Source organism: Pseudomonas sp. DY-1, assembly GCF_003626975.1.
In the GTDB taxonomy this organism is placed as follows: Bacteria; Pseudomonadota; Gammaproteobacteria; order Pseudomonadales; family Pseudomonadaceae; genus Metapseudomonas.
The window spans coordinates 3,861,127-3,878,857 of record NZ_CP032616.1 but is presented as its reverse complement, the minus strand read 5'-3'; the positions used below and the strand labels follow the sequence as shown (position 1 = coordinate 3,878,857).

Genomic DNA, 17,731 nt, shown 5'->3' with positions numbered 1-17,731 from the left:
ACCAGCCCCCGTGAAGGACTGACCCCATGACCGTGTTGAAAATGACCGACCTCGACCTCCAGGGTAAGCGCGTGCTGATCCGTGAGGATCTCAACGTGCCGGTGAAGGACGGCGTCGTGAAGAGTGATGCGCGCATCCTTGCCTCCCTGCCGACCATCAAGCTGGCATTGGAGAAGGGCGCGGCGGTAATGGTCTGCTCCCACTTGGGCCGTCCCACCGAAGGCGAGTTTTCTGAAGAGAACAGCCTGAAGCCGGTGGCTGACTACCTGAGCAAGGCCCTGGGCCGTGAAGTGCCGCTGGTGGCCGACTATCTGGGCGGCGTCGACGTTGCCCCCGGCCAGGTGGTGCTGTTCGAGAACGTGCGCTTCAACAAGGGCGAGAAGAAGAACGCCGATGAGCTGGCGCAGCAATACGCGGCGCTGTGCGACGTCTTCGTGATGGACGCCTTCGGCACCGCCCACCGCGCCGAGGGCTCCACTCACGGCGTGGCCAAGTTCGCCAAGGTCGCTGCGGCCGGCCCGCTGCTGGCCGCCGAGCTGGACGCCCTGGGCAAGGCCCTGGGTAACCCGGCCCGTCCGATGGCCGCGATCGTTGCCGGCTCCAAGGTTTCCACCAAGCTGGACGTTCTGAATTCCCTGTCGCAGATCTGCGACCAACTGATCGTTGGTGGCGGCATCGCCAACACGTTCCTCGCTGCCGCCGGCTACAAGGTGGGCAAGTCCCTGTACGAAGCCGACCTGGTGGACACCGCCAAGGCCATCGCCGCGAAGGTCAGCGTGCCGCTGCCGGTTGACGTGGTGGTTGCCAAGGAGTTCGCCGAGAGCGCCGCTGCTACCGTCAAGGCCATTGCCGACGTCGCCGACGACGACATGATCCTGGACATCGGTCCGCAGACCGCTGCCCAGTTCGCCGAGCTGCTGAAGTCCTCCAAGACCATCCTCTGGAACGGTCCGGTCGGCGTATTCGAGTTCGACCAGTTCGGCAACGGCACCAAAGTCCTGGCCCAGGCCATCGCTGAAAGCCCGGCCTTCTCCATCGCCGGCGGTGGCGACACCCTGGCCGCGATCGACAAGTACGGCGTGAACGAGCAGATCTCCTACATCTCCACCGGCGGTGGCGCTTTCCTGGAGTTCGTCGAAGGTAAGGTGCTGCCCGCCGTGGAAGTGCTGGAGCAGCGCGCCAAGGCGTAACGGCCTGCTGCGCGTCGGAATAGCTGCGTTGAAAATGGCTTCAGACTGCTCATTTACAGTCGTAAACTCCGCGTCTTCAGCCATTTTCGCCTTGCTCTTTTCTAGCTCGCGAGGCCGTGAAGATCAGTGTCGCTGGTGTAAAAGGCCTAAACCATGGCAGGCCCCCGTGGTCCCTTGATAGGGGATGCAAAGAGGAGTGCCTGCCATGCGCTACGCTGCGATTCTGCTGATTCTCTGTGCTGGACTCTGGGGTTGTGCCGGTGGCAAGCCGTCCAGCACCTGTGAAGTGATCAGCCCGCCCCAGGTGATAGTCCCGAGCAACCAGGACGACCAGCGGGTGGAGGCTCAGGCCAGTGGCGACCCCACTATGAGCGATGAAGGACAACAGCACTGCCCATGACGGAGCGGTGCGCGGATGGCCGGAGCCATCCCCCAAGGAGACGTGGATGAAAGGATGGTTCGCCTTCGCGGGCGTCGCGCTGTTGGCGGGTTGCGCTGGTCAGCAGGCCCCCAGCGACGACTGGGCCCGCTGGGTCTGCGACAGCCAGGCCGAAGTGCTGTGGCGTTTCAGTGATGCGACTCAGGAGAGCATCGACCTGCGCCTGGGTGGTGGTGACATCGTCCACCGCCTGAAGCGGGAACCCTCGGGCTCCGGCGCGCTCTACAGCGACGGCAACCTGGCTTTCCACACCAAGGGTGATGAAGGCCTGGTCTACTGGGTGGCGACCGATGATCTGATCGGTCGCGGCTGCAAGGCCCTCTGACCCGTTTTTGATTTCCCCCGGGGTTGGCGGATGACCGCTCCTCCCCGGGAACTTGAACCCGGCCTGCCCCTGCGGCAGGCTTTGTAATTTGACAGCCCACCCAATCGGGAGACTGAAACACCATGGCACTCATCAGCATGCGCCAGATGCTGGACCACGCCGCCGAATTCGGCTACGGCGTTCCGGCTTTCAACGTCAACAACCTGGAACAGATGCGCGCCATCATGGAAGCGGCCGACAAGACCGATTCCCCGGTGATCGTGCAGGCCTCCGCGGGTGCTCGCAAATATGCCGGCGCTCCCTTCCTGCGCCACCTGATCCTGGCTGCCATCGAAGAATTCCCGCACATCCCGGTGTGCATGCACCAGGACCACGGCACCAGCCCCGACGTCTGCCAGCGCTCCATTCAGCTGGGCTTCTCTTCCGTGATGATGGACGGCTCCCTGCGTGAAGACGGCAAGACCCCGTCCGACTACGAGTACAACGTCCGCGTTACCCAGCAGACCGTTGCCTTCGCCCACGCCTGCGGCGTGTCCGTGGAAGGCGAACTGGGTTGCCTGGGTTCCCTGGAAACCGGCCAGGCCGGCGAGGAAGATGGCGTTGGCGCGGAAGGCATCCTGGATCACAGCCAGATGCTGACCGACCCGGAAGAGGCTGCCGACTTCGTCAAGAAGACCCAGGTGGACGCCCTGGCCATCGCCATCGGCACCAGCCACGGCGCCTACAAGTTCACCAAGCCGCCGACCGGTGACATCCTCGCCATCGACCGCATCAAGGAAATCCACAAGCGCATCCCCAACACCCACCTGGTGATGCACGGTTCTTCCTCCGTTCCGCAGGACTGGCTGGCGATCATCAACGAGTTCGGCGGCGACATTAAGGAAACCTACGGTGTGCCGGTCGAAGAGATCGTCGAAGGCATCAAGTACGGCGTGCGCAAGGTCAACATCGACACCGACCTGCGTCTGGCCTCCACTGGTGCCATCCGTAGCTTCCTGGCCAAGAACCCGGCCGAGTTCGATCCGCGCAAATACTTCGCCAAGACTGTCGAAGCCATGCGCGACATCTGCATCGCCCGTTACGAAGCTTTCGGCACTGCCGGCAACGCCTCCAAGATCAAGCCGGTCTCCCTGGAAGGCATGTTCCAGCGTTACGCCAAGGGCGAGCTGGCCGCCAAGGTCAACTGATCCCGTCGTGCTTCACGAGGAGCCCCGCCATGCGGGGCTCTTTCGTATCCGGCAACAGGAGTTTCCGATGCGCCTGCCCCTGATGATGGGTTTCGCCCTGCTGCTCACGGGTTGCGCCGGCCAGCCGCCGGTGGCCCCTGCGCCGCCGCCCGAGCCGGTATCCAGCGATCCGCAGCAATGCCTGGATCGCACCGACTGCACCACCAAGACATCGCGCACCCTGATGTTCGTCTTCGACTATGCCGAAGCCGGCGGCGCCCTGGTGCAGCGCAAGGGCGTCTGGTTGTTCACGCCGTCGGCGGCGAAACCGTCCGGCTGGCCGTCGTTGAAGATCCGCCTGGCCGACCCGCCCGCTGGGCGCTTCGAGTTCGCCAGCCAGTGCCCGGCAGGCGATTGCCGGATCAGCGAAGGGGATCTGCTGAGGGTGTATCGCAGCTATCTGGGCGGTGATCCCTGCTCGTTGCTCGATCCGAAGGCGCTGGCGCGGTGCGTCGAGCCCGTCACCCCCAGCCCCTCTCCCTGAGTGAGAGGGGCGCCAGTTTGTGCCAAGGCCGTCGTTTGAGTTCGGCATCACGCCCAGTTTCCGGCGTCTGCATGCATTCAGGCGCGAGTCACCCCTCTCCTCTTCAGGGAGAGGGGCCAGGGGGGAGGGGGCTCAAGGCGCCCGATGCTCGATCTTCAGGCTGTAGAAGGTCGCCGCTCCCGCTTCCGTCTCATATCCCTCGTTGTCCTGCGCATACACCCCCGCCTTGAAGTACAGCGGTTTCGGCGCCCAGGCTGTGGAGAGCTGTTGGCTCCACAGGCTGCCATTGACCATGACGCTGAGCAGGCCGTTGGGTGTCAGGTCGATCACGTAGCTGAAGCGCTGGTTGAGCGGGATGCCGCTGAGCAAAGGGATCACCACGCTGGTTTCGTCGTCGGGGGAGTTGCGCACCTTGGCGACGATGTTGGCGGTCTGCGTCTTGGTCTTGAACTGGTACTCCAGCTTGAGCATGGGGCTGGTGCTGCCGTAGGCGTGGATCTGGCCGATTACCAGCTTGCCGGTGGAGGGTACCTGGCTGACCGCAAGGTTGGCGCTGAGCAGGTTGTCGGCGCTGGGGTAGGTCCAGTTGCGCAGCTTGCCATCGGCATAGGTTTCGCGCAGTTCGCTGCGTGGGTAGACGGCGTTGGCAGTAGTGCTGCCGTTTACCGGTACCCAGAAGCGCACGGTGGCGCCGTCATTCTGGAAGTAGTAGTCGCGGTAGCCGCCCACCAGTAGCGGGGTTTCGATGGTGACAGCGGGTACGCCTACGGGAAGGGTCAGGTTCCAGGTGGAGAGGTCGATCATCACGGAGTTCTCGAAAGAAGCTTCCGGTCGGGCGCTGCGAGTCCACGTCACACGAATGCAGGACAGTGTTCCGGCCAATGTCGCTCGAACCAAAAGTGAGGTTGCAGGTGGCAGTTGCCCGCCGTTTCGTCCGAAGGCGTTTGGCCGTCTCGCGAGCGCTTTATACGAAGGCGCTGGTGCCTTTGTCAGTTACCGATTGTCGGCATATTGGCGTCAAGAATACGTCTAATCTGGCATTGGCCAGCATTGCGATATTGCCTTTCCGTGGGCAGCAGAAAACGGCCGGAAATGACCGGCCTTGATGGATAAGGAAATTTTCTGATCAGCCGCGCCGGTTTTTTGAAAGGCTCTGGCTCGGTGCTATCAGCGATGTCTGTGGTGCGCTCGAGGGGGAATTTGCTGGAACCTTGAACTGCGTCGCAAAGCCCCTGGGAACTTTTCGGGAGGCAGTCGACTGGTCGGGAGACGCTCGCGGTTCGCCCTGCTCGGGTAGACTGTCGCGCCTTCAATTTCCGCCTGTTTCGTCATGACCAGTCTCAAGTACCTCCGTGGCTACCCGGCCAGCCTCCAGGACCAGGTCGCGCAAATGATCGCCACCGGCCGTCTCGGTGATTACCTGGAGCGGCGTTACCCGGGACGGCATGAGGTGCAGAGCGACAAGGCGCTGTACAGCTACGCCATGGCCCTGAAGCAGGAGCACCTGCGCAACGCTCCGGCGCCGGACAAGGTGCTCTACGACAACAAGCTCGATGTGGTGCACAAGGCCCTTGGCCTGAACACCGCGATATCGCGGGTTCAGGGCGGTAAGCTCAAGGCGAAGAAGGAAATCCGCGTCGCCTCGCTGTTCAAGGAAGCCGCTCCGGAGTTCCTGCAGATGATCCTGGTCCACGAGTTGGCGCACCTGAAGGAGCGCGATCACACCAAGGCCTTCTACCAGCTCTGCGAGCACATGCTGCCTGGCTACCACCAGCTGGAGTTCGACCTGCGTATCTACCTTACCTGGCGAGAACTGCCGACCTGACCGGAGCTGGCTCGTCGCTTTGATCGGATCACGCGCCATCGATCCAGCATCGGTGTTCGGCTCCAGCGCACGGGGGCATGAAAAGCAATGTCTGCCCGACTAGGCTCATAGGTAGCAGCCGACCGAGGCCCGCGGACATGCGTCCGAGATTTCGTACCCTCTGCGTCATTCTCTGGGTGCTGGGCCTGATCCCCTTCGCCGATGGCCGTGAACTGCTCGCGGTCGGCACCGAATTCCCCGGAATCTATGTCCTCGATGCCAAGGGCGCACCCAGTGGTCTGGGCATCGACGTGATGCGTGCGATCGCCAGCGACCTGGGCGATCAGGTGCGCTTCGAAAGCTACCCCTGGGCGCGCGCCCAGAAGCTGGTGGAGGAGGGCCGCGCCGATGTGCTGATCGGCCCCTATCGGACCGCCGCACGGGAGCTTCGCTTCCAGTTTGCCGAGCCCGGCTTCTATCGCGACAGCGTGGTGTTCTACGCGCGCAGTGAGACGTCCTCCGCCTGGGACGGCACCCTGGCAAGCCTGAAGGGACAACGGATCGCCATCATCCATGGCTGGATCTACGGCGAGCGATTCGAGGCCATGCGCGGCCAGCTGGACCTGCATGTAACGCCCTCGGTCGAACTGGCGTTCCGGCTGCTGATGGCGGGCCGCGCCGACCTGGCCGCGAGCAACGAGCGCGATTCCCGGCCGCGCATAGTGGAGCTGGGCATCTCCGGCAAGGTGAGAAAGCTCACGCCGGTGATCGATACCCAGGTCGGCTACTTCGCCTTGCCCAGGGGGGAATCCCACCGACAGCTGCGCGACGACATCGGTCGTGTGCTGAAACAGATGCGTGCCGATGGTCGGCTGAAGGATCTCGCCAGGCCCTATGGCGTGCCGCTGCCCTGAGCAATCCGTCCGATTGGCATCAGACTCCCATGGGCGCCGTGATGGCGCATAGCTACACTGCGGCCACAAAAAATGGGGAGAACCGTGTTGAGCGCAGCAGAGTCGGATTACTCGATCTACCGAAAGGTGGTCACGCAGCTGATGAATGGCGAGGAGCAACTCCCCAGCCTGCCAATGATCACCCTGGACATCCGCCGCGCCCTGGCCGACCCGAACGTATCCGTCGCGCGTTTGAAGCAGGTGATCAGCAAGGACCCGGCACTCAGCGCGCTGCTGATGAAGCACGCCTCCAGCATCATGTTCCGCTCCAGCACGCCGCCGCGGACGCTGGAAGATGTGATCCGTCTGCTCGGCCTGCAGGAGGTGGATCGCATCACCCTGATCCACAGCCTGAAAAGTCTCTTCACCCTCCACAGCGCCGCCCACAAGCAACTGTTCATCGGTGTCTGGGGACGGCTTACACGTCATGCCGCCATCAGTGCGGTGCTTGCCCGCCCCCTGGGTTTCACCTCGCCAGACCACGCAATGCTGGCCAGCCTGCTCTGTGATGTCGGCGATCTGGCGGTGCTCTCCGCCTTCAAGGACGCCAGCCAGGTCCCGAGCCCAGAGGTCTACGCACGTCTCTGCCAGGAGTACGGCCAGTCCCTGAGTGTGATCGTGCTGAAGAAATGGGCGGTGGATCAGAGCTACATCGACGTCGTGCGCAGCGTCAGGCAGTGGGACGTCGACAGTGGCGGCCGGCTCAGCCTGATCGATCTGGTAAACCTGGGGCTCTACCACGCCCTGCGCGATGAGGGGCGACAGGCCCGGCTGCCAGCCATCGAGCAGTTGGCCGCCTACCGTAAGCTGGCGCCTCCGCTGGATGCCCTGGACGCCGACGGTGGTCTGGCCCTGGTGTCCGCGCACCAGGATGCGATCCAGCGCATGGTCAGCCTGCTGCGATAGAGGGCGCACCTATACTCAGGCGTACTGCTGCCCTGGGGTGTTTCATGCGCCGACTCTCGTTGCTGTGCCTCGGATTGTGCCTGTGCTGGGCCGGCACCGTCGCGGCTGCCGAGCAATGGCGAGTGGCCGTGGCTGAAGTCCCCGGACTGGCCGAAGCGGATGGCACCGGACCACTGCTGGACCTGGTTCGAGCCATGGACCAGCAGCTCCCGGATATCGATTTCGAGCTGCAGATCATCCCTTTCGCACGCACCTTTCACCTGCTGCAGAACGGTCAGTGCGAGTTCCAGGTGCCGTTTCTCGGCAACCTGCCGCGTTTGCCGGCTGGGTTGCGCTATGGCTCGGGCCTGCTCTGGGAGGTTCGATTCGGTCTGTTCACCCGGCGTGCCAATAGCCTGAGCGTCGCCCAGTTGCTTGATCCGGCCCATGCGCTCAGTAGCGAGCGGCTGGCCGCAAGCGGTCTCGATGCCGGCCAGCAGGCGCAACTGATGCCGCTGCTGGGACACAGCTGGCGCGTGGATGAGCTACAGGAGCAGCTCGCCGCGCCGACCGTGACACCGGCCCTGCGCAGCCTGGCCTTTCCCTACAAGGTCGAGACTGATCGCGCCCATGCGCCCTGGCTTGGCTTTCCGGCGCTGTCTGGCAACAGCATCGAGGCCAGCCTGCAGAAGCTGGTGCGCGGCCGCATCGATGGCTACGTCTTCGCCGTGAACGAGACCGAGCACGAAATCGATCGCCTGGGACTGCGTGAACAACTGCGCGCCCAGGATTTCGGCCTCTATCCGGTGAGGTGGCTGGTACCGGATACGCCGCGTGGCAGCCACGTGGACAAGCGCCTGACCGAAGCCTTGCGCAAGCTCCAGGCGCAACCTGGCTTCCAGCGGCTGCAGGCTCCATTGAACAAGCCGTCTCGGGACTGGAAGCCCTGGCCCTGATACAGCCGCGCGACATCCTCGGTCGAGATCGTGACCGGCCTCTTCTGTGCAATAGCACAAAGCTACTATTCTCCGGCGGTTAATCCCCGTTCCCAGGGGAGTCCTCCACAAAAAGAACGAAAGGCCGGACACATTGCCCGGGAGACACCCTCCCGCCTGGCACGGGTGACCGGAACCAGACGAGGGGTCGCAATGACAGCTTTGCTCACGCCAGGGGTACGCCTACTCGAGCGCTTCAGTTTCGCCCGCAAGTTCCAGTTGCTCTTCCTGTTGTTCATCCTGCCCCTGGGTTATGCCCTGTCCGTGATAGTTGGTGATTACCGTGATCGCCTCGGGGTCGTGGACGGCGAACTGAGCGGCTTGCGAGTCGTGCAGGCCCTTTCCGTCGTGCAGCATGAACTCGATGGCCAGCGCTTCCTGCTGGCGCGCCTCAAGGGTGGCGACGAGCGCGCGCGCCCGGCGCTGGAACAGCGTGCCGCCGCATTGGCCAAGGCGCTGGATCAGGTGGCGGTGCAGCTCAAGGTGGAAGGCATCGCCGGGCAGAGCCAGGTGCTGTTCGATGAGCTCCAGGGGCGTGCCGGTCAGGTGAAGCTGGACGGGGTACTGTCCCTGGCGCTTCCCGACGGGCTGGAGCGCTACCAGGGCATCCTGCAGGTGCTCCAGGCACTGCGCGAACAGGTTGCCACCGATTCCGGGCTGATCCTCGATCCCTGGCTCGACACCTATCTGATGATGGAGCAGCTCACCAGCGTGCAACCGCGCCTGCAGGAAACCCTGGGCAGCTTCGCCAGTAACGGCCATGGGGCGTTGGTGGCGCAGCACTTCACCCTGCAGAGCCGGGTGGCTCTGCGCGACCTGCGTCGCGCCCTGGGGGACACCGCGCGCCAGTTGCGCAAGGCCCGCAAGGCGCTGGCCCTGGCGCCGGGTGACATGAGCGCGCTGGAAGCGCCGTTCGCCGCAGCGGACGAAGGCATGGCCGGCTTCCTCGCCGGGGTGGACAAACAGGTCTTCGAGTCAACGCCTTTCACCCTGACACCTGCGCAGTTCGTCAGTCTGGTGGACGCACTGAACGGTCGCCTGCAGGACTTGCAGCAGGCACTGCAGGCACGCATGGCGTCGCGCCTGGGCGAGTATCGCGAACAAGCGCTGGGCAGCATGACGGAGGTGATGGGGGGGTTCGCGGCGCTGACGCTGCTGGCGTTGTACATGCTCCTGTGCCTGAACCAGTCCATCCGCCGGGGCACCGCGAGCATCACCGAAGCGACCGAAGGGCTGCGCGGCGGTGATCTCAGGGTCACGGCGAGGGTCCATGGGCGCGACGACCTCGCGGGCATTGCCGAGGCCCTCAACGCAGCCCTGGCGCAATTGCGCGAGTCGTTGCTGGGGGTGAATCGCGAAAGCGAACAGCTGGGCGGCACGGTCGAGCAGCTCAGCAACCAGGCGCGGAATACGCTGGTATCAGTGGAACAGCAGCAGGGCCAGGTCAGCCAGATTGCCGCTGCCGCCACCCAGTTGGCTGCAACTGCCCAGAGCGTCGCTTCGAGTTGCGAGGACGCCGCCCGTGATGCGCTGCACACACGTGAGATCGCCATGCAGAGCAACCAGCGCAGCGCGCGCACCAGCGCCAGCATGAATCAGCTCAGCAGCAACCTGGGCAACAGCGTGGCTGCGTTGCAGCAGCTCCGCGAGCAGACCCGGCAGATCAACCAGGTGGTGGATGTGATCAAGGGCATCGCCGAGCAGACCAACCTGCTGGCGCTGAACGCCGCTATCGAAGCGGCGCGGGCCGGCGAGCAGGGGCGTGGCTTCGCCGTGGTGGCGGACGAAGTGCGCAGCTTGTCCCGGCGTACCCAGGACTCGACCGCCGAGATCGCGCAAACGGTCGCAGCGTTGCAGACCGTGGTGGGCGAGACCGTGGCACAGATCGAGGCCGCCTTCGGCCAGGCCGCAACCGACGTGGATAACGTGCTGGCCATGGGCGCCGACCTTTCCGGGATCGCCGAGGCGGTGCAGCGGGTGAGTGATCGCCTGGCGCAGATTGCCACCGCTTCCGAGCAGCAGGCCGCCACGGCGGACGAGGTGAGCGGCAGCATCCAGCAGGTGGACCAGGCCGCCAACCTGTTGCTGCAGGGCGCGCAGTCCGTCCAGGTGGCCGCCCAGCAGCTGCAGCAGGGCAGCCACGCCCTGACCCAGAACACCGGCCGCTTCCGTCTCGCCTGAGGAAGCAGCCGGGCCGGCCCTCAGACTCTCCAGAAGGGTTTGAGGGCCTCATCCAGCGCTTGTTCGCGGGTCAGGCCAATGTCCCGCAGGGCGTGGTCATCCAGTTCCAGCAGCTTGCGACGGGTGTGCAGGCGCATCCAGAAACGGTCCCAGCGATTGCCCGACAGGGCGGATGCGAGGGATACAGGCGTGCGCTGCTCCTGTTCCAGTTCCCGTGCGTGGAGAGTCAGGCGTACATCGCTCAGGCCGTTCATCATTGCGTTCCTCATGCCCTGTGGTGGATCGGGGTGAGAACATGATGTCCGTCGGCAATTTCACAATACAGATTCACGATCTGTATATTTTCTTCATACAGATTGCGTGATTTTCTATCTGAATCCCCAGTTCAGCACCCATCTGTAATGGTCCTGCTGCGTGTTAACTCCGATTCAGGAGACTGTCATGAAGCTCTACATCAAACTGGCCGAAACTCTTGGCGAGCGCATCGAACAGGGCTATTACCGCCCCGGCGACCGCCTGCCTTCGGTGCGTGCACTGAGCCTGGAGCACGGCGTGAGCCTGAGCACGGTGCAGCAGGCCTACCGGATTCTCGAGGATGGCGGACTGGCTGAACCCAGGCCGAAGTCCGGCTACTTCGTGCCGCCGCGCCGTCAGACACCCGCGCTGCCGGCGATGAGCCGCGCGCCGCAGCGGCCGGTGGATGTATCGCAGTGGAACGACGTGCTCGATCTGATCAAGCGCAGCGCCAAGGACAACGTCCTGCAACTCGGTCGCGGCATGCCTGACATCACCAGCCCGACCTTGAAACCCTTGTTGCGCAGCCTCGGCCAGATCAGCCGACGCCAGGACGGCAGCGGCCTCTACTACGACAGCATCTACGGCACCGAGGCGTTGCGTGAACAGGTGGCGCGCCTGGCGCTGGATTCCGGTTGCCAGATCCCCGCCAGCGATATCGTCATCACCACTGGCTGCCACGAGGCGCTGTCGGTAGCGATTCGCTCCACGTGCGAGCCGGGTGACATAGTCGCGGTGGATTCGCCGAGCTTCCACGGCGCCATGCAGACCCTGAAGGGCTTCGGCATGAAGGCCCTTGAGCTGCCCACGGACCCGCTCAACGGCATCAGCCTGGAGGCGCTGGAAATGGCCCTGGAACAGTGGCCGATCAAGCTGATCCAGCTCACCCCGAACTGCAACAACCCGCTGGGCTACATCATGCCGGAGGCACGCAAGCGCGCCCTGGTCACGCTGGCCCAGCGCTACGACGTGCCGATCCTGGAAGACGACGTGTACGGCGACCTCGCTTACCAGTACCCGCGTCCGCGCACCATCAAGTCTTTCGACGACGACGGCCGTGTGCTGCTCTGCAGTTCGTTCTCCAAGACAGTGGCACCGGGCATCCGCGTCGGCTGGATCGCCCCCGGCCGCTACCTCGACCGCGTGCTGCACATGAAGTACATCTCCACCGGCGCCACGGCGACCCAGCCGCAACTGGCGCTGGCCGAGTTCATCGGCAAGGGCCACTACGAACCGCACTTGCGGCGCATGCGCAGCCAGTACCAACACAGCCGCGACCAGATGATTGACTGGGTGATGCGCTATTTCCCCGAAGGCACCCGCGCCAGCCGGCCCCAGGGCAGCTTCATGCTGTGGGTGGAGCTGCCCGAGGATTTCGACACCTTGCGCCTGAACCGCGCCTTGCTGCCCAAAGGCGTACAGATCGCCGCCGGCAGCATCTTCTCCGCCTCCGGCAAGTACCGGAACTGCCTGCGGATGAACTACTCCTCCAAGCCGACCCCGGCGATCGAAGCGGCGGTGCGGAAGGTGGGGGAGACGATCAAGGAGTTGATGGGGGCGTAACCCGGGGTTTCAGGGCGTTTTCCTGTAGGAGCGAATTCATTCGCGAAAACCGCGAATGAATTCGGCAGGATGAGACTGGCCAGTGGCCCGCATCGCGAATGAACTCGCCCCCACGAGCTCGGTTCCATTCAGAGCCAGTGTGCGTCCCAGAAGGGGTAGTCGCCGATGTGGGCCACCAATCCTGCCCGCAAAGGGTTGGACACGATATAGCGAGCGACCTTCAACACATCCTCGCCCCGCCGCAAACCGTGGCCATGGAACCCGGGCTGCCAGACCACGCCGTCAATGCCCGACTGCATTCCGAGCTGTCTCGCGGACCGCCCCTTGAAGACCTTGACGACGGTCGAAAGGGAGATGGGTCCCCTGAGTTGAAACAGCCAATGCAGATGGTCAGGCATCAGTACCCAGGCCAATGAATTGATCACATTCTGCTCATGCAAGCGACGTAGCTCGGCGATGGCGATTCGGGCGTGGGTGAAGTCCCTGAACAGGGGCCGTCGGCCTTCCGTAGTGGTGGTGATGTGGTAGATCTGGCCGGGCAGAGAAATTCTGCCCGCCCTGAGGTCCTTGCTCGGCATGTCCATTGCGTCCTGATGTCGAAGGCAAAGACTGTAAAAGTCCGTGGCAGAAGCCGGCGCCTGCCGAAGCTGGGAATTCACTGAATGTAGCGAACGGATGAACCCCTACGACTTGTGGGAAAGCATTCGCGAATGAATTCGCTCCCACAAGGCATGTGGTGCAGGCGGCGGATGACTCTCCTACGCCACCTTCCCCTCATTCAGCAGATGCGCCGCCAGGGTCCGCAGCGCCCCTAGCTGCCGACAGATCAGTCCCAGCTCGGTCTGCACCAGGCGTGGGCGGTCGTCCATGTCTTCCGGAAGCTGCTCCAGGGCCTTGGCGAGTGCATCCTCCTCGTCGCGATGGATACTGATCGGGCGACGGTCGGTCAGGCCCTGGGCGATGCAGTCGAGGCTTTCGGCAATCTGTTCGGCGGCTTCATTGATGGTCGGCGTCAGGGCTTCACCGGGGGTTTCGCTGCGGTGCGCGCCGAGCGCGGAGAGATAGCTCAGCAGCGTGTGGGAAAGCACCAGGAAGCGGAAGCCGATGTCCGCTTCCTTCCGGAAGTGGCCCGGCTCCATGAGCATGTTGGAGAGGGTGGTGGACAGCGCCGCGTCGGCGTTGTGGGCGTTGCGTCGGGCCAGGCGGTAGGCCAGGTCGTCGCGTTTGCCGATGGCGTACTGCTGCATGATCTGCCGCAGGTAGCGGCTGTTGCAGGCGAGCGTGTTGGCCACCACCTGGTTGAGCCGGCGACCCTGCCAGTCGGGCAGGATGAAGATCACCGCCAGGCCGGCGATCAGCGCGCCGAGCAGCGTGTCCACCAGACGTGGCAGGAACAGGCCGTAGCTGTTGCCGATCTGGTTGAAGCAGAACAGCACCATCAGCGTGATCGCGGCCGTGGCCAGGGTGTAGCGAGTGGCGCGGGTGGCGAAGAAGATCACCCCGGCGACCACCGCGAAGACCGATTGCACCAGGGCGCTGGGGAACAGGTCGAACAGCGCCCAACCCAGCGCCAGGCCGAGCAGAGTGCCGACGATCCGCTGTACCAGTTTGCGCCGGGTGGCGCCAAAGTTGGGCTGGCAGACGAATACCGTGGTCAGCAGGATCCAGTAGCCCTGCTCGGGGTGGATCAGGTGCAGCACGCCATAGCCGGCGGTCAGGGCCAAGGCCATGCGCAGCGCGTGGCGGAACACCAGGGATGTGGGGGTGAGGTTCTGCCTGAGGCGTTCCCAGACGTCTTTCAGTCCTTTCGGCGAGCGATCCAGCAGGCTGGCGTCCTGGGCTTCGGCGAGGGCGTCGGGGTTGCTGGCATCGATCAGCAGGCGGTCAAGGGTGCCGAGGTTGCGCGCCAGCGCGTTGAGCGAGCGCAGCAGGCCGCGCCAGGCCGGATTGCTCTGGATGCGCAGGTGCTCCAGGGATTTGTTCAGGTCTTCCAGGGCCTGGGCTCCGTCCAGGTAGTCGAAGGGCTGGCGCATCTGGATCGCGCGGCCCAGTGCCTGGCAGGCGCCGCCTTGCTGGCGCAGCAGGCGTTGGCAGCGGAAGAGTACGTCACTATGGAAGAAGGCTTCGGCCAGCTCGTTATAGGCGTAATGGGAGGAGCTGGCGCGCTCGTGGATGTCTTGCGCCAGGAAGTAGAGCTTGAGGTAGCGGCTGACCTTGGGGCCGGGCCGGCCGTTGCCGACCCGGTGCAGGATGATCTCCTTGGTTGCGTTCAGTGCGGCCACGACCTTGCCGTTCTGCCGCGCCAGTTCCAGCCGACGGGCTTCCACGTCGAGCTGGCGCACCGGTTCCAGCAGCGCTGACTTCAGTTTGAGGTACTGTCCCAGCTCGCGGAACAGCCGGGCCAGGCTCTGCTGCACCGGCTGGTGGGTGAAGAGCGCCTGCCAGAGTACCGAGAGCAGGCCGTACCAGGCGGCGCCGGCCACCAGCAGGGCGGGTTCCTGCCAGAGGTTGGTGAGCACACCGCCGCGCTGGTCGACGCCGATCATGGTGTAGATGGAGAGGATCAGCGTCGCTGAGGCGATGGTGGCGTAGCGCTCGCCAAGGGCGCCGAGCATGGTCAGGCCGAAGCTGGCCACGGCCAGGGCGCCGACGAAGACCCATGGATAGGGGAACAGCAGTTCCACGGACAGCGAGGCGACGCTGAAGCAGCCGAGGGTCACCAGCAGTGCCGTCAGGCGCCCCTGCCAGCTGTCGTCGGTTTCTGCCAGGGCGCTGGCAATGATGCCGAGGAAGAGTGGAATCAGCAGGTCCAGGCGGTCCTGCTGCCAGCACAGCGCCATGCTCCCAGTGAGGGCGACGAAGACGCGCAGGCTGTAGCTGAACTTGTCCAGCGCCCAGAGGCGGCGCAGCGTTTGAGTGAATCGGGTCGAGGGCATAGGGGCCTTGTGGGCGAATGTCCGTGTACGGCTGTGCTGCCGGGTACAGCCTAAGGGCAGCGGGTGGCGCTGTCAGCCACCCTGTCGCATTCGATGCTGGAGCGCGGCGCGAGTCACATTGCGGGGTCGCTGAATCAGGCACGGAAGTACCGGGTATCTGGTCGCTGCCGAAGTTTTCGTGCAGTCTTGGCTACCTGCCGGCCAGACCTGTTCTCGGATGCCTTTGCATGAGACGACGCTGTGGTTTTGCCTTCTTCGCCCTGCTTCTCGCCACCGCGAGTGCCCCTGCTGAAACCTTGCGCATGGCCGCCGATGTCTGGCCGCCCTTCACCGATGCCAGTCTGCCGGGCAATGGACTTGCGAGCGAGTTGGTGAGCACCGCGCTCAAGCGCGCCGGGCACCGCCCCGAGTTTGTCCAGGTGCCATGGGCTCGCGCCCTACGCGGAGTCCAGGTGGGCGATTACGACCTGATCGTCAATGCCTGGTACAGCGAGGAGCGAGCGGGCTACGGTGAGTTCTCCAAGCCGTACCTGACCAATCGCGTCCTCTTCCTCAAGCGCAAGGGCAGCGATTTCCTGTTCCAGTCGTCGGCCGATCTGAAACACCAGAGCATTGCCGTGGTGCGTGGCTATAGCTATCTGCCGAGCTTCGATGCCGATGCGGGACTGAGCAAGGTGCCGGTGAAGAACTTCCAGATGGGGGCACGAATGCTTGCCGCCGGGCGTGTGCAACTGACCCTGGAAGACGAGTTGGTAGCGCGCTTCTACCTCAATGGAGAGCTGGCGGGCATTCGCGACCAGCTGGAGTTCCTGCCCCGGCCGCTCAGCGAGAATGGCTTGCACATCCTGGTGCGCCGTAGCCACCCACGGCATCGGCAATTGGTGGAGGAGTTCGACCAGGCCATGGAGGCCATGCGCGAAGACGGCACCTATCAGTCCATCTTCGCCCGCCACGGCCTGTCCAGCCCCTGACAAGGCCTCCTGCACGTCGGAACGACTGCGCTGCGAATGGTTCGCAGAGGTCGGATTCCGACGCAGGTCAGAGGATGCGAACCTTGTAGGTGCGTCCCTTGATCTTGCCTTCACTGAGGCGTTTAAGCGCTTGCTTGGCAATCCCGCGCTCGACCGCGACGAAAGCCTGGAAGTCGAAGACGGCGATCTTGCCCACCTGGCTGCCCGGAATCCCCGCCTCGCCGGTGAGGGCGCCGACGATGTCGCCGGGGCGAAGTTTCTCCTTGCGGCCACCATTGATGCACAGGGTGGCCATGGGCGGCAGCAGGGGATCGCGGTTCTTCACGATCAATTCATCGAGGCGCTGCCAGCTCAGCGGAGCTTGCTGCAGGTCTTCGATGGCTTGGGCGCGGTTGGCTTCGGCCGGCGCCACCAGGCTTAGGGCCAGGCCCTTCTCGCCAGCGCGGCCGCTGCGGCCGACGCGGTGGATATGCACTTCCGGGTCGCGGGACAGCTCGACGTTGATCACCGCTTCCAGGCCGGCGATGTCCAGGCCTCGAGCGGCGACATCGGTGGCCACCAGCACGCTGCAGCTCTGGTTGGCGAACAGGGCCAGCACCTGGTCGCGCTCGCGCTGTTCCAGGTCGCCATGCAGCGACTGTACGGAAATGCCGTTGTCGCGCAGATGGGCTTCCAGTTCCTGGCACTGCTGGCGGGTATGGCAGAAGGCGACGCAGGACTGCGGACGGTTGCTTTGCAACAGACGCAGTACGGCATCCATGCGCTGACGCGGGTCGATTTCGTAGAAGCGTTGCTCGATCTGGCTGTCGTCGTGCAGGGCTTCGACCTTCACCTGCTGCGGTTCGCGCATGAAGGTCTTGGCCAGTTGGGCGATGCCGGCTGGGTAGGTGGCGGAGAACAGCAGGGTCTGCCGACGCGCCGGCAACTGGCCAATGATATCGGCGATGCTGTCGTAGAAGCCCATATCGAGCATGCGGTCGGCTTCGTCGAGCACCAGGGTGTTGAGGCCGTCGAGCACCAGAGTGCCTTTGCGCAGGTGCTCCTGGACACGGCCAGGGGTGCCGACGATGACGTGGGCGCCATGCTCCAGGGAGCCCACCTGGGGACCGAACGGGACGCCGCCGCAGAGGGTCAGCACCTTGATGTTGCCGTGGCCACGAGCCAGGCGACGGATTTCCTTGGTCACCTGATCGGCCAGCTCGCGGGTGGGGCAGAGCACCAGTGCCTGGCAGCCGAAGAAGCGCGGGTTGAGCGGCTCCAGCAGGCCAATGCCGAAGGCAGCGGTCTTGCCACTGCCGGTCTTGGCCTGGGCGATCAGGTCCTTGCCCTTGAGGATCAACGGCAGTGCCTGGGCCTGGATCGGCGTCATGTCGCGGTAGCCCAGCGTCTCCAGGTTGGCCAGGGTGGCCTCGGAGAGGGGCAGGGAAGAGAAGGCGGTGGTGGTCACGGGGCGGGCCTGAAAGTCTAAATGGCGCGCAGTTTAGC

Annotated in this window: 17 protein-coding genes; 12 read left to right on the top strand and 5 right to left on the bottom strand. The window is 64.3% G+C overall.

The genetic code is table 11. From position 1 onward, the window contains the following. Positions 1-26 precede the first annotated feature (26 nt). From D6Z43_RS18325 to D6Z43_RS18305, 5 genes are all read left to right on the top strand, one after another. Positions 27-1,190 carry a phosphoglycerate kinase gene (locus D6Z43_RS18325; RefSeq protein ID WP_120653515.1) on the top strand — a complete coding sequence of 388 codons (1,164 nt, stop codon included), beginning with the start codon at positions 27-29 and terminating at the stop codon, positions 1,188-1,190. Between the two features lie 205 nt (positions 1,191-1,395). Next, positions 1,396-1,590: a hypothetical protein gene (locus tag D6Z43_RS18320; protein WP_120653514.1), complete on the top strand. Its 195-nt coding sequence runs from the start codon at positions 1,396-1,398 to the stop codon at positions 1,588-1,590. 46 nt (positions 1,591-1,636) lie between these two features. After that, positions 1,637-1,954: an MliC family protein gene (locus D6Z43_RS18315; RefSeq protein WP_120653513.1), complete on the top strand. Its 318-nt coding sequence runs from the start codon at positions 1,637-1,639 to the stop codon at positions 1,952-1,954. Positions 1,955-2,076: 122 nt separating this feature from the next. Continuing rightward, positions 2,077-3,141, top strand: coding sequence for a class II fructose-bisphosphate aldolase (gene fba / locus D6Z43_RS18310; RefSeq protein ID WP_120653512.1), 1,065 nt, complete (start codon positions 2,077-2,079; stop codon positions 3,139-3,141). A 67-nt stretch (positions 3,142-3,208) separates the two neighbouring features. Next, the gene (locus D6Z43_RS18305) at positions 3,209-3,664 is read left to right on the top strand and encodes a hypothetical protein (protein WP_120653511.1); all 456 of its coding nucleotides are present in this window, start codon (positions 3,209-3,211) and stop codon (positions 3,662-3,664) included. Positions 3,665-3,796: 132 nt separating this feature from the next. Here the strand turns inward: D6Z43_RS18305 and D6Z43_RS18300 are convergent, their stop codons facing one another. Then, the gene (locus tag D6Z43_RS18300) at positions 3,797-4,468 is read right to left on the bottom strand and encodes a polysaccharide lyase family 7 protein (protein WP_120653510.1); all 672 of its coding nucleotides are present in this window, start codon (positions 4,466-4,468) and stop codon (positions 3,797-3,799) included. Between the two features lie 526 nt (positions 4,469-4,994). Between D6Z43_RS18300 and D6Z43_RS18295 the strand changes: the two genes are divergently transcribed. The 5 genes from D6Z43_RS18295 to D6Z43_RS18275 all read left to right on the top strand — a co-directional run bounded on the left by D6Z43_RS18295 (position 4,995) and on the right by D6Z43_RS18275 (position 10,482). Beyond that, a complete protein-coding gene (locus D6Z43_RS18295; protein WP_120653509.1) occupies positions 4,995-5,489 on the top strand; it encodes a YgjP-like metallopeptidase domain-containing protein in 495 nt (164 codons plus the stop codon). Positions 5,490-5,626: 137 nt separating this feature from the next. After that, entirely contained in the window at positions 5,627-6,382 is a 756-nt protein-coding gene (locus D6Z43_RS18290) for an ABC transporter substrate-binding protein (RefSeq protein WP_120653508.1), read from the top strand. Between the two features lie 87 nt (positions 6,383-6,469). Continuing rightward, positions 6,470-7,327: an HDOD domain-containing protein gene (locus D6Z43_RS18285; protein ID WP_120653507.1), complete on the top strand. Its 858-nt coding sequence runs from the start codon at positions 6,470-6,472 to the stop codon at positions 7,325-7,327. Positions 7,328-7,371: 44 nt separating this feature from the next. Continuing rightward, the gene (locus D6Z43_RS18280) at positions 7,372-8,262 is read left to right on the top strand and encodes a hypothetical protein (RefSeq protein ID WP_120653506.1); all 891 of its coding nucleotides are present in this window, start codon (positions 7,372-7,374) and stop codon (positions 8,260-8,262) included. A 192-nt stretch (positions 8,263-8,454) separates the two neighbouring features. Continuing rightward, positions 8,455-10,482, top strand: a complete 2,028-nt coding sequence (locus tag D6Z43_RS18275; RefSeq protein ID WP_120653505.1) for a methyl-accepting chemotaxis protein — start codon at positions 8,455-8,457, stop codon at positions 10,480-10,482. A 20-nt stretch (positions 10,483-10,502) separates the two neighbouring features. Here the strand turns inward: D6Z43_RS18275 and D6Z43_RS18270 are convergent, their stop codons facing one another. After that, positions 10,503-10,736: a DUF1127 domain-containing protein gene (locus D6Z43_RS18270; RefSeq protein WP_120655301.1), complete on the bottom strand. Its 234-nt coding sequence runs from the start codon at positions 10,734-10,736 to the stop codon at positions 10,503-10,505. A gap of 187 nt (positions 10,737-10,923) precedes the next feature. Here D6Z43_RS18270 and D6Z43_RS18265 point away from each other — a divergent pair, with 187 nt between their 5' ends. Beyond that, on the top strand, positions 10,924-12,339 hold the full coding sequence (locus D6Z43_RS18265) for a PLP-dependent aminotransferase family protein (protein WP_120653504.1): 1,416 nt from the start codon (positions 10,924-10,926) through the stop codon (positions 12,337-12,339). A 128-nt stretch (positions 12,340-12,467) separates the two neighbouring features. On the opposite strand, the gene D6Z43_RS18260 is transcribed toward D6Z43_RS18265, so the two are convergent. Beyond that, entirely contained in the window at positions 12,468-12,917 is a 450-nt protein-coding gene (locus tag D6Z43_RS18260; protein WP_305955669.1) for a transposase, read from the bottom strand. Between the two features lie 180 nt (positions 12,918-13,097). Next, the gene (yccS, locus tag D6Z43_RS18255) at positions 13,098-15,275 is read right to left on the bottom strand and encodes a YccS family putative transporter (RefSeq protein ID WP_120653502.1); all 2,178 of its coding nucleotides are present in this window, start codon (positions 15,273-15,275) and stop codon (positions 13,098-13,100) included. A 227-nt stretch (positions 15,276-15,502) separates the two neighbouring features. Between yccS and D6Z43_RS18250 the strand changes: the two genes are divergently transcribed. Next, the gene (locus D6Z43_RS18250; RefSeq protein ID WP_120653501.1) at positions 15,503-16,246 is read left to right on the top strand and encodes an ABC transporter substrate-binding protein; all 744 of its coding nucleotides are present in this window, start codon (positions 15,503-15,505) and stop codon (positions 16,244-16,246) included. A 67-nt stretch (positions 16,247-16,313) separates the two neighbouring features. Here D6Z43_RS18250 and dbpA read toward each other — a convergent pair whose 3' ends face one another. Continuing rightward, complete coding sequence (gene dbpA / locus D6Z43_RS18245; protein ID WP_120653500.1) at positions 16,314-17,693, bottom strand: ATP-dependent RNA helicase DbpA; 1,380 nt, start codon at positions 17,691-17,693, stop codon at positions 16,314-16,316. Positions 17,694-17,731: the final 38 nt, after the last annotated feature.

Bases quoted from the DNA above. Each gene is read 5' to 3' on its own strand.
- D6Z43_RS18270 (WP_120655301.1), bottom strand. From the start codon at position 10,736: ATGAACGGCCTGAGCGATGTACGCCTGACTCTCCACGCACGGGAACTG.
- D6Z43_RS18300 (WP_120653510.1), bottom strand. From the start codon at position 4,468: ATGATCGACCTCTCCACCTGGAACCTGACCCTTCCCGTAGGCGTACCC.
- D6Z43_RS18325 (WP_120653515.1), top strand. From the start codon at position 27: ATGACCGTGTTGAAAATGACCGACCTCGACCTCCAGGGTAAGCGCGTG.
- D6Z43_RS18290 (WP_120653508.1), top strand. From the start codon at position 5,627: ATGCGTCCGAGATTTCGTACCCTCTGCGTCATTCTCTGGGTGCTGGGC.
- yccS (WP_120653502.1), bottom strand. From the start codon at position 15,275: ATGCCCTCGACCCGATTCACTCAAACGCTGCGCCGCCTCTGGGCGCTG.
- D6Z43_RS18295 (WP_120653509.1), top strand. From the start codon at position 4,995: ATGACCAGTCTCAAGTACCTCCGTGGCTACCCGGCCAGCCTCCAGGAC.
- D6Z43_RS18305 (WP_120653511.1), top strand. From the start codon at position 3,209: ATGCGCCTGCCCCTGATGATGGGTTTCGCCCTGCTGCTCACGGGTTGC.
- D6Z43_RS18320 (WP_120653514.1), top strand. From the start codon at position 1,396: ATGCGCTACGCTGCGATTCTGCTGATTCTCTGTGCTGGACTCTGGGGT.
- fba (WP_120653512.1), top strand. From the start codon at position 2,077: ATGGCACTCATCAGCATGCGCCAGATGCTGGACCACGCCGCCGAATTC.
- D6Z43_RS18260 (WP_305955669.1), bottom strand. From the start codon at position 12,917: ATGCCGAGCAAGGACCTCAGGGCGGGCAGAATTTCTCTGCCCGGCCAG.
- D6Z43_RS18265 (WP_120653504.1), top strand. From the start codon at position 10,924: ATGAAGCTCTACATCAAACTGGCCGAAACTCTTGGCGAGCGCATCGAA.
- D6Z43_RS18275 (WP_120653505.1), top strand. From the start codon at position 8,455: ATGACAGCTTTGCTCACGCCAGGGGTACGCCTACTCGAGCGCTTCAGT.
- D6Z43_RS18315 (WP_120653513.1), top strand. From the start codon at position 1,637: ATGAAAGGATGGTTCGCCTTCGCGGGCGTCGCGCTGTTGGCGGGTTGC.
- D6Z43_RS18250 (WP_120653501.1), top strand. From the start codon at position 15,503: ATGAGACGACGCTGTGGTTTTGCCTTCTTCGCCCTGCTTCTCGCCACC.
- D6Z43_RS18280 (WP_120653506.1), top strand. From the start codon at position 7,372: ATGCGCCGACTCTCGTTGCTGTGCCTCGGATTGTGCCTGTGCTGGGCC.